Genomic DNA, 14131 nt, shown 5'->3' on the forward strand with positions numbered 1-14131 from the left:
GCCCAATGCATTATACGAACAATTCTAGCAGGTCATTTAAAAAGCGATGCCCTTTAAGGCTCACTTGCCAGTGACCGTCTTTTTCTATTAATAAACCGGTGTTTATGGCTTTATTTAAAGCTGCTTGTTGGCTTTGCAATGGCTGATTAGTCAGCGCACTGTAGTCTTCAATCGGGCATGGCTCTGCAAGGCGAAAGCGATTCATAAAAAACTCGAAAGCCAAATCGTCTTGCTCAACGTGCCAGCTTTTATACAAATAAGGCTTTACCATATCCATGTAGCCACGGGGATGTTTGACCTTTTCAGTTCGGGTAATTATGCCGGTTTTTGCATTGGTAACCTTACCATGAGCACCACAGCCAATCCCCAGATAATCGCCAAACCGCCAATAATTTAGGTTATGTTGGCATTGATAGCCCGGTTTTGCATACCCTGAAATTTCGTATTGTATATAACCTGCTTCTGCAAGTAGTGCTTGGCCTTGTTCTTGAATATCCCACAGAGTTTCATCTTGAGGAAGTGTTGGCGGTTTAGATGCAAACTGAGTATTAGGCTCTATGGTAAGTTGGTACCACGAAATATGTGGCGGATCGAGGGCAATAATTTGCTTTAAATCACTTAATGCATCGTCTAGGGTTTGCCCTGGTAAGCCGTGCATTAAATCAAGATTAAAACTATTTAAACCAGCCTCTTTGGCTTGCTCTGCTGCATAGGTTGCTTCGTTAGCACCATGAATGCGGCCAAGCGCTTTTAGCTTGTCGCTTTGCAGGCTCTGTATGCCAATTGAAATGCGGTTTATACCTGCTTTCACATACTCTTTAAATCGGCCCGTTTCTACTGTGCCTGGGTTTGCTTCGAGGGTTATTTCACAATTATCGGCAAGGCCTATAAGGCTATCTACTTCGCTTAGTAGGCGTGTATAAGCATCACCGGTCAATAAACTTGGGGTACCGCCACCAATAAATATACTGTGAATTTTTCGCCCTTGCACTAAGTGTAAGTCGGCTTTTAAATCGTCTATTAAATGCTGAACATATTCGGCTTCTGGTATGTCGCCTTTTTGCCCGTGGCTATTAAAGTCGCAATAAGGGCATTTTTGCACGCACCAAGGTACGTGCACATATAAACTTAGAGGAGGAAGAGTCACAGGCCGCCTTTTAGTTGTAGCTTATTTAGCAAAGCCTGTAGTGCTTGACCGCGATGGCTCACAGCATTTTTTTGCTCTTTGGTTAACTCGGCGCTGGTACAGTTTTGCTCTTCAACAAAAAATACCGGGTCGTAACCAAACCCGCCTTCGCCATGTTGGGTTTGTGTAATTTCGCCTTCCCAGCTTGCGCTGCAAATAAGCGGGGTAGGGTCATCGGCGTGGCGCATTAATACTAATACACACCAAAAACGCGCTTTACGATTTGGGTTATTACCTAAATCATTAAGTAGTTTATCTATGTTGTCTTGATCGCTTGCGCTCTCACCAGCAAAGCGAGCAGAGTAAACCCCCGGTGCACCATTTAAACCATCAACCTCTAAGCCGGAATCATCAGCTATGGCTGGCATACCCGTAATTTTAGCTGCATGGCGGGCTTTAATAATGGCATTTTCAACAAAGGTAGTACCGGTTTCGGCTACTTCACTAACGTTAAAATCACTTTGTGGAACTACATTAATATTAAGTGGGCTTAACATGTTGGCCAGCTCACTTACTTTGCCAGGGTTACCCGTGGCAAGGACTAAAGTTTTGTTCATAATATTATTTATCTACGTAAAATTTTTGCTGAAATTGCAGTGTTTGAAATTGATTACTTTGCTGTATTTCAATTTCAAAGCGCAGTATTTCTTCGTTTGTAAAATCGACTTGGGCAAGGTAATAAATCGACTCGCCTTCAATTACTTCTTTAAAGTTAAGCGTTTGTTTGTTGCCAAGTAGGTTTCTGGCTGTGCCAGATAACTTGGCCTTTTGAGCTGTATTGCCTGTATTGTTTTTTAACACAGAAATATTAACAATCCCTTTATATCCACTGCGCTCAAGCCCATAAGCCTTGGCAATTTGTGGCTGAATAAAGGTTGATGGAAAAGCAATGTAATGTACTTGCCACGGGCCAAGTTCTTTATATTGCCCGCCCAATGTTTGTTCGCTGTGTGCGTTAAATGCGAATGTTAAACAAGCAATAAGACAAAATTTAATTAACCGATTCATTGTTCACTCCAAAAATATAAAAAAGAGGCCATAAGGCCTCTTTTACTTAAAACAAAAGCTTAAGCTAAAAAGTCCATTAACAGCATTTGCAAAAACTGAATACCAATAATTAATACAAGTACTGATAAATCTAACCCACCCATTGGTGGAATAATTTTACGAAGTGGCTTGAGCATTGGCTCAGTAAGCTGGTGGAAAACCGCTTCAATAGGGTTGTAGCCTTGGCTTACCCAGCTGAGAATTGCGCGAATAAGCAAAACATAAAAAACTAAGCTAAGTGCTTTTTGCATTAACGTAACAAATGCTTCCGTGAAAACCAGTTGGGCATACCATGCACCGGTAAAAACCAACATTAAAGTACTAATTTTGGCAATAGCTACAATAAATGCCAGCAATAGTGAGGCTAAATCAAGCCCACCTAACCCGGGTATAATTTTACGTAAAGGGTTGACTGCAAACGACGTTGCTTTAACCACAAATTGGCTCATTGGGTTGTAAAAATCGGCTTTTGCCCACTGTAGCCAAAAACGCAGTAGTACCACCATTAAAAACAAATCAAACAGAGTACTGATCAAAAATTGCATGGCATTCATAGTGTAACCTTTAATAATAAAGTAGTTTTAAAGTTCTTTTTCCATTTGCATAGCTCGAGCAATACACGCATCCATCGCATCGCCAACGGTTTTAGTTAAGCCTTCGTCTTTTAAATGCTCAACTGCGGCATGTGTAGTACCGCCTTTAGATGTTACGTTTGCGCGTAGCTGAGAAATGCTAATTTCTGGTTGGCTTAACGCCATTTCGGCAGCGCCAAGTGCTGTTTGTTGTACTAAACGACGAGCATCTTCATCATTAAAGCCAAGCGCTTTTGCTTTTTCTTCAATGGCTTCCATAAATAAGAAAAAGTAAGCTGGTGATGAACCTGTTACTGCAATGATATCGTTAATTTGCGCTTCTTGTTCGACCCACACCACAATACCTGTGCACTCAAATACTTGTTGAACAAATTCATGTTCTTGGTGCGTTTCGCCAGCGCCAAATAAGCCAGACACGCCACGCCCTAATAAAGACGGTGTATTAGGCATGCAACGTACAATTTTTACATCTTGCCCTAACATTTCGCGCAAGCGGCTTACTGTTAAACCAGCAGCTACTGAGATAAAGAGTTTATCACTGAAATCGATGCCAGACTCTTGAAACGATTTACATAAATCGCCCATCATTTGCGGCTTTACAGACAAAACAATTACATCAGCATCGCGTAGGGCTTCGTTATTGTCACTGGTGGTTTGCACCTTGAAATCGGCTGCTACCTTTGCAAGCTTTTCTTGGTTGCGGTTAGTCGCAATGATGTTGTTTGCGTCAAAGCCGTTTTTTACCATGCCACCAATAATAGCGTAGCTCATGTTACCTGTGCCTATAAATGCGATTTTTTTATCTGACATAAATCTGTTTTTACCTTTTAAGTTCGTGTTCCAAAAATGTCTGTTCCGATCCTCACCATAGTTGAGCCTGCACTAATTGCGGCTTCAACGTCATTACTCATACCCATAGATAGAGTGTCTAACTGTGGATATTGGGCCTTTAGTTTATCAAAGCAAGTTTGTAATTGCTCAAAATATTGAGTTTGTGTCGTTGGATCGTCACTTTTTGCAGGAATAGCCATCAAACCACGTAATCTTAACTGATCACATTGGCTAATAAACTCAGCAAGATTTGCGATGTCATTGGGATGACAGCCCGACTTTGCCTCCTCGGCGCTAATATTTACCTGAATAAGTACATTAAGTGGTGGTTTACTGGTTGGGCGCTGAGCGTTGAGGCGCTTGGCTATTTTGATTCGATCGACGCTTTGTACCCAATCAAAATTTTCTGCCACTAAAGCACTTTTATTTGACTGGATAGGGCCAATGAAATGCCAAATGATATCGCTATATGTGTGCAGTTGAGCTATTTTATCTACAGCTTCTTGAACATAAGACTCACCAAACTGGCGTTGGCCATGATTGTATGCAGCAACGATATCGTCGCTAGGTTTGGTTTTAGACACCGCCAGCAAGGTTATTTCATCTTTGCTTCTGTGCGTGTTTTTTGCCGCGTTTGAAATTCTTGCGTAGGCGCAAGTGAGTCGTTCTGCTATTGTAACCATATAATTATCAGCCAGTTGTGGAGTCATAAATGGATATTACCGAATTATTAGCGTTTAGTGTGCAACACAATGCATCCGATTTACATTTATCGTCGGGTGTTTCACCTATGATACGCGTAGATGGTGATGTTCGCCGCATTAATATACCAGCCCTTGCAGATAAAGACGTAAACAGTTTAGTTTACGATATTATGAACGATACTCAGCGCAAAGATTACGAACAAAACCTTGAGGTGGATTTTTCGTTTGAGGTTCCTAATCTTGCTCGCTTTCGTGTTAATGCCTTTAATTCAAACCGCGGTCCTGCGGCAGTATTTCGTACTATACCGAGTGAAGTATTAACACTTGATGATTTAGGCGCGCCAGATATTTTTAAAACAATATCAGACAACCCGCGTGGGTTAGTGCTTGTTACCGGGCCAACAGGGTCGGGTAAATCAACAACACTTGCGGCCATGGTTGATTACATAAATCAAAATAAGCATCACCATATTTTAACGATTGAAGATCCAATCGAATTTGTTCACGATAACAAGTTAAGCTTAGTTAACCAACGTGAAGTACATCGTGATACACACAGTTTTTCAAACGCACTGCGTAGTGCGCTGCGTGAAGACCCCGATGTTATATTAGTGGGTGAGCTGCGTGATTTAGAAACTATTCGCCTAGCGATGACCGCTGCTGAAACCGGTCATTTAGTGTTTGGTACGTTGCATACAACCTCAGCGCCCAAAACCATTGACCGTATTATTGATGTATTCCCTGGTGAAGAAAAAGCAATGGTACGCTCTATGTTGTCTGAGTCATTGCGTGCGGTTATTTCGCAAACGCTCCTTAAAAAAATTGGTGGTGGGCGAGTGGCAGCTCATGAAATTATGATTGGTGTACCCGCCATACGTAACTTAATTCGTGAAGACAAAATTGCACAAATGTACTCGTCTATTCAAACTGGCGCCTCAATTGGTATGCAAACAATGGATCAATGTTTAACAAACTTAGTTAACCGAGGCATTGTGACCAACACCGCAGCGCAAGCTAAAGCGCAAGACAAAACACAATTTGGTGGTTAAGGAATTAGAATGACTCTATCTTTAAACCGTTACTTAATCACTATGATTGAGAAAAAAGGCTCTGATTTATTTGTATCTAGCCGTTTACCTGTTAGTGCAAAAATAAACGGTGAACTAATTCAATTGGGCGATGACAAACTCACTGACGAAGAGTCTTTGCAGTTGGTTGAGTCTGCGATGAGCGAAAAGCAAAAAGCGGAGTTTCATGCTACTAAAGAATGTAACTTTGCTATTGCAACCGACGAAGGGCGTTTTCGTATTTCTGCGTTTTGGCAGCGCGATAGAGCAGGTATGGTTATTCGCCGAATTGTGACACAGATCCCTGATATCAGTGATTTGGGCCTACCCTCGACACTCACCGACGTCATTATGGCTAAGCGCGGTTTAGTTTTGTTTGTTGGTGGAACAGGAACCGGTAAGTCGACCTCATTAGCAGCCCTGATTGGCTACAGAAACCGAAACCAACGAGGTCATATTTTAACAATTGAAGATCCTATTGAGTTTGTTCATGAGCACCGCAAAAGTATTATTACCCAACGCGAAGTAGGGCTCGATACAGATAGTTTTGAGTCGGCGCTTAAAAGCTCATTACGTCAAGCTCCTGATGTTATTTTAATTGGTGAAATACGCTCGCAAGAAACCATGGAATACGCATTAAGCTTTGCTGAAACAGGGCATTTATGTGTGGCTACACTGCATGCCAACAATGCCAACCAAGCCATTGACCGTATTATGCATTTGGTACCAAAAGAAAAGCATGACAAGCTTAAATACGATTTAGCACTTAACTTACGTGCCATTGTAGCTCAACAATTAATACCTACCTCAGATGGCGAAGGACGCGTTGCCGCAATAGAGATATTACTTAATTCACCTATGGTGGCAGAGCTGATTAAAAACGGCGATATTGGCGGCATTAAAGAGGCTATGGCTAAATCTAACGATATGGGCATGCAAACCTTTGACCAAGCCCTTTTTGAGTTATACAGGCAGCAACGTATTAACTATGCAGATGCATTGCATCATGCTGACTCACCAAATGACTTACGCTTGATGATTAAACTGCGCAATAACGAACAACAAGGTGCGGGCTTTTTACAAGGTGTAACTATTGATGGAATGGGGGATGACGATAACTAATTAGTTATTGTTATTAAAAAAGCGCGACTTTCCAGCCGCGCTTTTTTAATATTTAACACACCTAATTACAGCGTTACTCACCGTAAAATGATTCAAAAAAACTTTCTAAAATAATTACCGCAGACATATTATCTACATTTCCTTTACCTAAATTTTTATAACCACCTTGCTCAAATAAACGGGCTTTTGCGTCAGCAGTTGTTAGGCGCTCATCTTGTGTTTGTACAGGAATGCCATAGTGATTATGTAACCTGTTAGCAAACTTTTTAGCTTTAAATGTCACCTCTTGTGAAGTGCCATCCATATTAAGCGGTAAACCGACCACCATTAAATCTGGTTGCCATTCGTTTACTTGTACTGCGATATGATCCCAGCTTGGAATACCATCTTGCGCTTTTACGGCCTTAAGGCTTGATGCGCTGCCGGTGAGTTCTTGCCCTACGGCAATACCAATACTTTTAGTGCCAAAATCAAATCCCATTACGGTGCGCTCGCCTTGTGGCTTAAATGTTCTTTTTGTCATTGATAATGTTTTACTTAGGCTGCTTTTCAAGCCGTTATGTTAAAGGTTTACATAAAAAAATTCACTTGTAATAGCGTGTCTATTTCCAAGTGAATTTATATTATGAACTTAATTTAGAAAGGAGATATTTAAGCATGCCCGGCTTCAGGGCTTAGTTGGCCTATATCAAAGCCAAGCATTGAAACGGCTTTTTCCCATCGTTTTTCAGCGGGCGTGTTAAAAATAATGGCCGGATCCGCTTCTATAATTAGCCAGCTGTTATCAAGCAGTTCTTGTTCTAGTTGGCCTTGTTCCCAACCTGCATACCCTAAGGTGATAATAAACTGCTCAGGGGCATGTGCTGTCGTTAAACTTGCTAGCACGTCTTTAGAGGTGGTGATCATAATATCACTACTGAGCTTTTGGCTTGAGGTATACCCGAGCTTAGGGGAGTGAAGCACAAAACCTCTATCTGTTTTAACTGGACCACCTGCAAACACAGCTACTTTAGCTGCTTGTTGGGTTTTGTCGTTATCGATTTCTATTTTATCAAGTAGTTCACCAACGGTTACGTTGATGGGTTGGTTTATCACCAATCCCATTGCCCCATCTTCATTGTGCTCGCAAATATACGTAACAGCACGTTTAAAAAAAGGGTCTTGCATTGACGGCATGGCGATTAAAAAATGATTTTCTAATGACTGCATAGATTTCACCCTTTCAGTTAATGAATTTTGAGTATGGCACAACCCTGTATTTTATAACTAAATAAGTTAACTGATTTTATTAAAATATTAATACAGCAAGTGCTGCATTAATATTTAAACGTTAAACGCATTGCGTTAAGCCAATTTAACTTATTTAACCTGAGGCTAGACTATTTAGCTAATTTTCTCTCAATAGCATCAAAAAGAATACCTGTGATTGATATATCATACGCGGCTTCAATTTCACGCACACACGTAGGTGCTGTTACGTTAATTTCGGTTAGCTTGTCGCCAATAATATCAAGGCCAACAAATACAAGGCCTTTTTCTTTAAGCGTGGGCGCAACGGCCTGTGCAATTCTCATATCTGACTCGCTCAATGGGCGAGCTTCACCACGACCGCCTGCGGCTAGATTTCCGCGAGTTTCACCGTTTTGTGGAATACGCGCTAAGCAGTAGGGAATGACTTCACCGTCAACCACAAGAACGCGTTTATCGCCTTGTGTAATAGCAGGAACATAATTTTGTACCATGGCATAGCGGCTGCCATGCTCGGTTAGGGTCTCGCAAATAACACCTATGTTTGCATCATCTTCTTTTACACGAAAAATAGACGCGCCGCCCATACCGTCAAGTGGCTTTAAAATAATGTCTTTATGCTCAGCTAAAAATTCACGAATTTGTTTTTGGCTGCGCGTAACTAAGGTATCTGGCGTGTGTTCGCTAAACCATGCAGTAAACAGCTTTTCGTTAGCATCACGCAAGCTTTGTGGTTTATTAATAATTAACGTGCCTTCATCTTCAGCGCGCTCTAAAAGATACGTTGCGTAAATGTATTCAGTGTCAAACGGCGGATCTTTGCGCATTAAAATTACATCAAGATCGGCAAGGGCAATGGTGGTTTTTTCTTCTAGTTCGTACCATTTTTCTTCGTTGTTAAATACACGCGCTTTGGCAGCGGTGGCATAAGACTTACCTTTACGAAGTGATAAATCATCCATCTCCATATAGTAAATTTCGTAGCCACGCTCTTGCGCCTGCATCATCATTGCAAAGCCGGTGTCTTTTTTGATGTTAAACCCACTAATAGGATCTGAAATAATACCTAATTTAATTGCCATGCGCTGTGCCTTAATCTATGTGTAATTACTACTAGAGTTTACTAATAGCTTTGATATGAGGGTGTTTTTAGCTATTTCAATTAGCTAAATCACCAAATTGTAGCTGTAATGCACTTAAGACCGTTAAAGCGGCGGTTTCAGTTCGTAAAACACGTGGCCCTAAACGAATATCAACAAATTCTTGTTGTTTAGTTTGTGCCATTTCTTCGTCAGTAAAGCCGCCTTCTGGGCCGACTAAAAACCGAACGCCATCTTTAGGTACAGTAATGGTTTTAATGCTGTGTTCTGCGCGAGGATGAAGCGTGAGCTTTATCGCGTTAGTTGATTGCTCAAGCCACTGTTTTATGTCTATAGGGGGGTGAACAACCGGTACATAATTACGCCCCGACTGCTCGGCTGCCGCAATCGCTATTTTTTGCCATTGTTGATGCTTTTTATCAAGGCGGTCGCCAATGAGCTTTACGCCACAGCGCTGACTAAAAATAGGGGTGATTTCGGTAATACCTAACTCAACTGACTTTTGAATTGTAAAATCCATTTTATCGCCACGCGATACGCATTGGCCTAAGTGAATTTTTAATGGTGATTCTACGTCGTGAGGATTAAATTGCTGTGGCATAACCACTACATTCTTTTTACTCACTTCTATAATTTCACTTAGGTATTCACCACCTTCGCCATTAAAAATAGACACATGTTCGCCTACTTTCATGCGAAGTACTCTGCCTATGTGGCCAGCTGCATCGTCATCGAGTGACACGGGAGTGTTTAGTGTAATAGAAGACGCTTGGTAAATATGAGGAACTCGCATGTGATTTCACTTATAAGTTGGCGATAAAGTTATATACCGCTATGTTAAGTAAGCTGCGAGCTAGGTGCAATTATTTATTGTTTATTAAGTAACTCTGTTAACTCAATAATATCGACTGATGTATCGGCTATGTCGGTATGACAAGATAGGTGGTTTGAAAAGCCTTCGTCTTTTACAGGGCTAAAAGCAAAACCGCTTTCATCTTGAGTGACTAAAAAACGTTTTTCATGCAGTGAGTTATAAATAAAACGTTGTTTTTCATCAGCCAGTAAATAATCGGTTTGATTAAACAATACACCTTTAATATCATGATGTTCATGCAAATAACTGGCAAGCTCAGAAACGCTAATTTCGTTTTCAAAATCGCAATAACAATAATCTTTAATGAGTTCATCAAACATCATTTTAACTAACTGGCGAGTATTAGCACCTGCAATGACTAAGGTACTTGGGGCATCTCGCTTTGCACTATTAAAATAGTGACCAGCAAACGCTCTGCTAAATTCGTTATCTATATCGATTAATAGATAGTTAGTAACTTCAAATGGCATAATGTCCCAGTGCAATTAAGCAAAGTGTTATGTAAGCAAGTTTTGTGTAAGCCCAAGCGAAAAATGTTTAATGTTAAATAGAAAACATGCTAATTAGTAAATAGCCTATTGCACAAAAAACAGCAAATTCAATACAAGCAATACCTATGTTGTCTTGATGATCAACTTCAAGTGCTGCATCAATATTGGGTAGTGATATTTTTTTTACAATAAATGTTAACGCATATAACAGTATCCACATTACACCGCAATGCATTACCAGTGTAAACAGGTTTTCAACCATTTTACCGTTTTGAAACGTAGCACTCGACAAGCCTGCATACGAGGCAAGCGCTAAACCAATTGATTTACCAGCATAGCGAATACCAATAGAGGTATTTTCTAAATTAAAATTACTTTGTAGCGAAGCGCCTTGATTGGCTTTTGCAAAACGATGTTCGCGTATTTTACTATCAAGTGCAAACATACCTTGCAGTAAAAAAAAGCTGACTAACGCGATTAATAAGTTACTGAACCCTTGAGTGTGGGTCCATGTGTAAAGGCCTAAGGTCATAATGAAATTAGCTATTAGCATGCCAGAGTCTACTAAGGCGGCGCATACATTTTGTTTTAAAATAGCCGCTTCTTCGTTAAAACGATGCAAAATCCACTTTCGGTGAATCAAATGTCCCACTTTTATAAATGAAAACAACAGCAACACTAATATTGCTACTTTAAGTGGATTAGATTGTGCGGTACTTACACTTATTTCATCAAATAAAAAGGCAATGGTTGCAATAACAACCGAAATCTCTGAAGCAAAATTGATCCCCATGGCAAAGTTATCATGCTGGGCTAATTCATCTTTAAGCGCTTGTTTTAATTTAATTTGAGTTATTATTCTTAATGAAAAAATAGTTAAGCAAATAACAGCAAAACTAATAGTAATCGCAACAAAACTAGTGTTAGATAAAGATAAATATGACATGGTTGTCCTAATTAGAGTTAACCTTTAAGGTTTTAATCATTCTAGTACGGTTACTGATGATATAAAAGAGAGGATTGATGAGTAACGCAATACAACTTCCTATTCAATTACAAAAACTTGGGTTAAAGCGCTATGAGCAGCTGTACCCGCAGCATCCTATAGAAAACGAAGTTGTAAGGTTATTAGCGTTAAGCGACTTTGCTTGGCGCTGTATTCAGTCTCAGCCTGATTTAAAAAGCGGGTTACTATGTGAAGACGAAATTAAAAGTAGAGACATACCTTCCCCCTTCGACAACTTAACACTGGCAGATATAAACGAAGCACAGTGTCATCAAATACTTCGCAAATATCGTGAAAAATACTGGCTTAAAGTCGCTTTTTTAGATTTATGTTGTGAAAACCCAATTGCAGATAGCATTGAGTATATTAGCCAGCTTGCTGATAAGTTAATTCAAAGCGCTAACGAGTGGGCCCATGCGCAAGTGGCCACACTTAATGGTGAGCCTATAGATGAGCAAGGGCAATCTTTGCCTTTAATGGTACTTGGTATGGGCAAGTTAGGTGGTAAAGAACTTAACTATTCTTCAGATATCGACCTTATATTTGCATACCCTCGTAGTGTTAAAACTCAAGGCGGGCGAAAAAGTATTGAGGCGCAGGTGTTTTACACAAAAGTGGCTCAAAAGCTAATAGCAGCACTTAACCAAACAACAGGGGATGGGCAGGTATTTAGGGTTGATATGCGCCTTAGGCCATTTGGTGAAAGTGGCCCATTGGTCATGAGTTTTAACGCTATTGAAGATTATTACCAAGAGCAAGGGCGTGATTGGGAGCGTTACGCCATGCTTAAAAGTCGTTTAATTGGTAAGCCCAATCACTATTGGGATGAATTTAATCAATTGCTTAAACCTTTCGTATACCGACGGTATATTGATTTTTCAGTTATTGAATCGCTTCGTAAAATGAAACTCATGATTGCGCAAGAAGTTCGCCGTAAACGTTTAACCAATAATATAAAACTGGGGGCTGGCGGAATACGAGAAGTTGAATTTATTGTTCAAGCACTACAAATGGTACGCGGCGGGCGAGAGGCTAATTTACAGACGCAATCATTACTTAATGCGTTAAACCAGTTAGCACTAAACCAAGTTATTGATGACGACGAAGCAAAAGAGCTGAAAAGTAATTATCTTTATTTACGAAAGGTAGAGCAATACCTGCAAATATTCGACGACCAGCAAACGCAAACTTTGCCTGATGATGAGATAAACCAACAACGGTTAAATTACCTATTATCGCAACCAGACTTTGCAGCGTCAGTAAATGAAATTGAGCAGGTAATGGCGCAGGTGCACAATGAGTTTATTCAGGTAATAGGGGAAGAAACAGAGCCTCTAGACACGTGTGAAGGTGCATTTATAAGTGCGTGGGATCATTGTGATGTCAGTTTTTTAAATGAACCTAAAGACGAATGGCAAGAACCACTGCAAGACTTTAAATTACGTTTGTCTAAAGTAAAAGTTGGAAATCGAGGGCGTGAGATTCTTGATAAACTCATGCCAGCCATGCTTAAACAGCTAAGCGACTTTAATGCCAGTGCCATAGTATTTGGTACTGTGTGCCAAATTCTTAATAAAATTATTTCGCGTACTGCCTACTTAGAACTGCTATATGAAAACCCAGGCACGTTAAAGCAGTTAGTTTCTTTGTGTTGCCATAGTAAGTGGATTGGCGAGCATATTTCTCGTTACCCAATTTTACTTGATGAATTAATTGACCCTGCTGTGCTTTATAAACCAACACCACTTAGCGCTTATAAAGACGAAATACGTCAATATTTTTTACGCATAGAGCACGACGATTTAGAGCTACAAATGGAGTCGTTAAGGCAGTTTAAACAAACTCATCAATTACGGATAGCTGCCGCAGACGCCACCGGCGTTTTGGATGTTATGAAAGTAAGCGATCACTTAACCGCATTGGCAGAAGCTATAGTCGAGCAGGCCGTAAACATTGCATGGCATAACACGGTAAAGCGCTTTGGCATGCCGCCAAACACTGACAATGAACACAAGGGTTTTGCCGTTATTGCCTATGGTAAAACGGGTGGTTTTGAAGTGGGCTACGACTCAGATTTAGATCTTGTGTTTGTTCACAATCACGATGGCTCGAGTCAGACCAATGGCGATAAAGCGATTGATTCTCGCCAGTTTTATTTAAAACTTGCCCAACGTTTAATGCACTTATTTAATACGCGAACGGCGTCGGGTATTTTATACGAGTTAGATACACGTCTTCGCCCAGAGGGTGCTTCGGGTTTACTTGCTATCAATTTAGAGAGCTTTAATCACTATCAACAAACACAAGCGTGGACATGGGAGCATCAAGCGCTGGTTCGTGCTCGTATTATTTTAGGTCAAAATGAGTTAGAAGAACGCTTTTCGCAAATACGTAAAAATATACTTTGCCAAGCGCGTGAAACGCCTGTGTTAAAAGATGATGTCATTAAAATGCGAGAGAAAATGCGCGGCCACCTTGCAAAAGGGAACACGCAGTTATTTGACCTAAAACAAGATGCTGGTGGCATGGCCGACATTGAATTTATTACACAATACCTTGTTCTTAAAAATGCACACGATAGCGAGCAACTAAGTGTATTTTCAGATAATGTAAGAATACTTACTGATGCTGCTAAAATAGGCTGTATTACAAAAGAGCAAAAGCAGCAGTTAATTAAAGCGTATATTGACTACCGTTCGTGTTACCACGTACTCAGCCTAGATCAGCAAGGAAAGTTAGTTGAACGCGAGCAGTTTTTACAAGACATCACTAATGTGACTGCCATTTGGAAAGCGGTTTTTGAGCTGTAGGATTTGTTCAATCATATTTATTTGCTTTATAAGCAAACACGCTCTAAGTGAT

15 protein-coding genes are annotated in these 14131 nt (G+C 40.4%); 3 read left to right on the forward strand and 12 right to left on the reverse strand.

What is annotated here, in order from left to right:
• Nucleotides 1–10 precede the first annotated feature (10 nt).
• Genes hemW through CWB65_RS03100 form a run of 6 tightly spaced genes read right to left on the reverse strand, consistent with a single transcriptional unit; the run spans nt 11 to nt 4367 of the window.
• Nucleotides 11–1147, reverse strand: coding sequence for a radical SAM family heme chaperone HemW (hemW, locus tag CWB65_RS03075; RefSeq protein WP_008132405.1), 1137 nt, complete (start codon nt 1145–1147; stop codon nt 11–13).
• Nucleotides 1144–1743, reverse strand: a complete 600-nt coding sequence (locus tag CWB65_RS03080; RefSeq protein WP_008132404.1) for an XTP/dITP diphosphatase — start codon at nt 1741–1743, stop codon at nt 1144–1146. The genes hemW and CWB65_RS03080 overlap by 4 nt, the downstream gene beginning before the upstream one ends.
• A 4-nt stretch (nt 1744–1747) precedes the next feature.
• The gene (locus CWB65_RS03085) at nt 1748–2194 is read right to left on the reverse strand and encodes a DUF4426 domain-containing protein (protein WP_138739862.1); all 447 of its coding nucleotides are present in this window, start codon (nt 2192–2194) and stop codon (nt 1748–1750) included.
• 59 nt (nt 2195–2253) lie between these two features.
• Nucleotides 2254–2787, reverse strand: a complete 534-nt coding sequence (locus CWB65_RS03090; protein WP_138739863.1) for a YggT family protein — start codon at nt 2785–2787, stop codon at nt 2254–2256.
• Between the two features lie 27 nt (nt 2788–2814).
• Nucleotides 2815–3636 (reverse strand): pyrroline-5-carboxylate reductase, encoded by an 822-nt coding sequence (proC, locus tag CWB65_RS03095; RefSeq protein WP_138739864.1) that lies wholly within the window; start codon nt 3634–3636, stop codon nt 2815–2817.
• Nucleotides 3637–3653: 17 nt separating this feature from the next.
• Complete coding sequence (locus CWB65_RS03100) at nt 3654–4367, reverse strand: YggS family pyridoxal phosphate-dependent enzyme (RefSeq protein WP_138739865.1); 714 nt, start codon at nt 4365–4367, stop codon at nt 3654–3656.
• A 2-nt stretch (nt 4368–4369) separates the two neighbouring features.
• Here CWB65_RS03100 and CWB65_RS03105 point away from each other — a divergent pair, with 2 nt between their 5' ends.
• Together CWB65_RS03105 and CWB65_RS03110 are read left to right on the forward strand one after the other, a co-directional pair.
• On the forward strand, nt 4370–5410 hold the full coding sequence (locus CWB65_RS03105) for a type IV pilus twitching motility protein PilT (protein WP_006793191.1): 1041 nt from the start codon (nt 4370–4372) through the stop codon (nt 5408–5410).
• A 9-nt stretch (nt 5411–5419) separates the two neighbouring features.
• Entirely contained in the window at nt 5420–6550 is a 1131-nt protein-coding gene (locus CWB65_RS03110) for a PilT/PilU family type 4a pilus ATPase (protein WP_138739866.1), read from the forward strand.
• Between the two features lie 73 nt (nt 6551–6623).
• On the opposite strand, the gene ruvX is transcribed toward CWB65_RS03110, so the two are convergent.
• The 6 genes from ruvX to CWB65_RS03140 all read right to left on the reverse strand — a co-directional run bounded on the left by ruvX (nt 6624) and on the right by CWB65_RS03140 (nt 11209).
• Nucleotides 6624–7073, reverse strand: coding sequence for a Holliday junction resolvase RuvX (gene ruvX / locus CWB65_RS03115; RefSeq protein ID WP_138739867.1), 450 nt, complete (start codon nt 7071–7073; stop codon nt 6624–6626).
• Between the two features lie 128 nt (nt 7074–7201).
• Complete coding sequence (locus tag CWB65_RS03120; protein WP_008132397.1) at nt 7202–7759, reverse strand: YqgE/AlgH family protein; 558 nt, start codon at nt 7757–7759, stop codon at nt 7202–7204.
• A 170-nt stretch (nt 7760–7929) separates the two neighbouring features.
• The gene (gene gshB / locus CWB65_RS03125) at nt 7930–8880 is read right to left on the reverse strand and encodes a glutathione synthase (RefSeq protein ID WP_008132396.1); all 951 of its coding nucleotides are present in this window, start codon (nt 8878–8880) and stop codon (nt 7930–7932) included.
• Between the two features lie 76 nt (nt 8881–8956).
• A complete protein-coding gene (gene rsmE / locus CWB65_RS03130; RefSeq protein ID WP_008132394.1) occupies nt 8957–9691 on the reverse strand; it encodes a 16S rRNA (uracil(1498)-N(3))-methyltransferase in 735 nt (244 codons plus the stop codon).
• Nucleotides 9692–9765: 74 nt separating this feature from the next.
• Complete coding sequence (locus tag CWB65_RS03135; protein ID WP_006793185.1) at nt 9766–10242, reverse strand: hypothetical protein; 477 nt, start codon at nt 10240–10242, stop codon at nt 9766–9768.
• A gap of 73 nt (nt 10243–10315) precedes the next feature.
• Nucleotides 10316–11209, reverse strand: coding sequence for a DUF350 domain-containing protein (locus CWB65_RS03140; RefSeq protein ID WP_006793184.1), 894 nt, complete (start codon nt 11207–11209; stop codon nt 10316–10318).
• Nucleotides 11210–11286: 77 nt separating this feature from the next.
• Here CWB65_RS03140 and glnE point away from each other — a divergent pair, with 77 nt between their 5' ends.
• On the forward strand, nt 11287–14079 hold the full coding sequence (gene glnE / locus CWB65_RS03145; protein WP_138739868.1) for a bifunctional [glutamate--ammonia ligase]-adenylyl-L-tyrosine phosphorylase/[glutamate--ammonia-ligase] adenylyltransferase: 2793 nt from the start codon (nt 11287–11289) through the stop codon (nt 14077–14079).
• Nucleotides 14080–14131: the final 52 nt, after the last annotated feature.

It is taken from the genome of Pseudoalteromonas sp. S554, from assembly GCF_005930865.1.
Lineage (GTDB): Bacteria > Pseudomonadota > Gammaproteobacteria > Enterobacterales > Alteromonadaceae > Pseudoalteromonas > Pseudoalteromonas marina.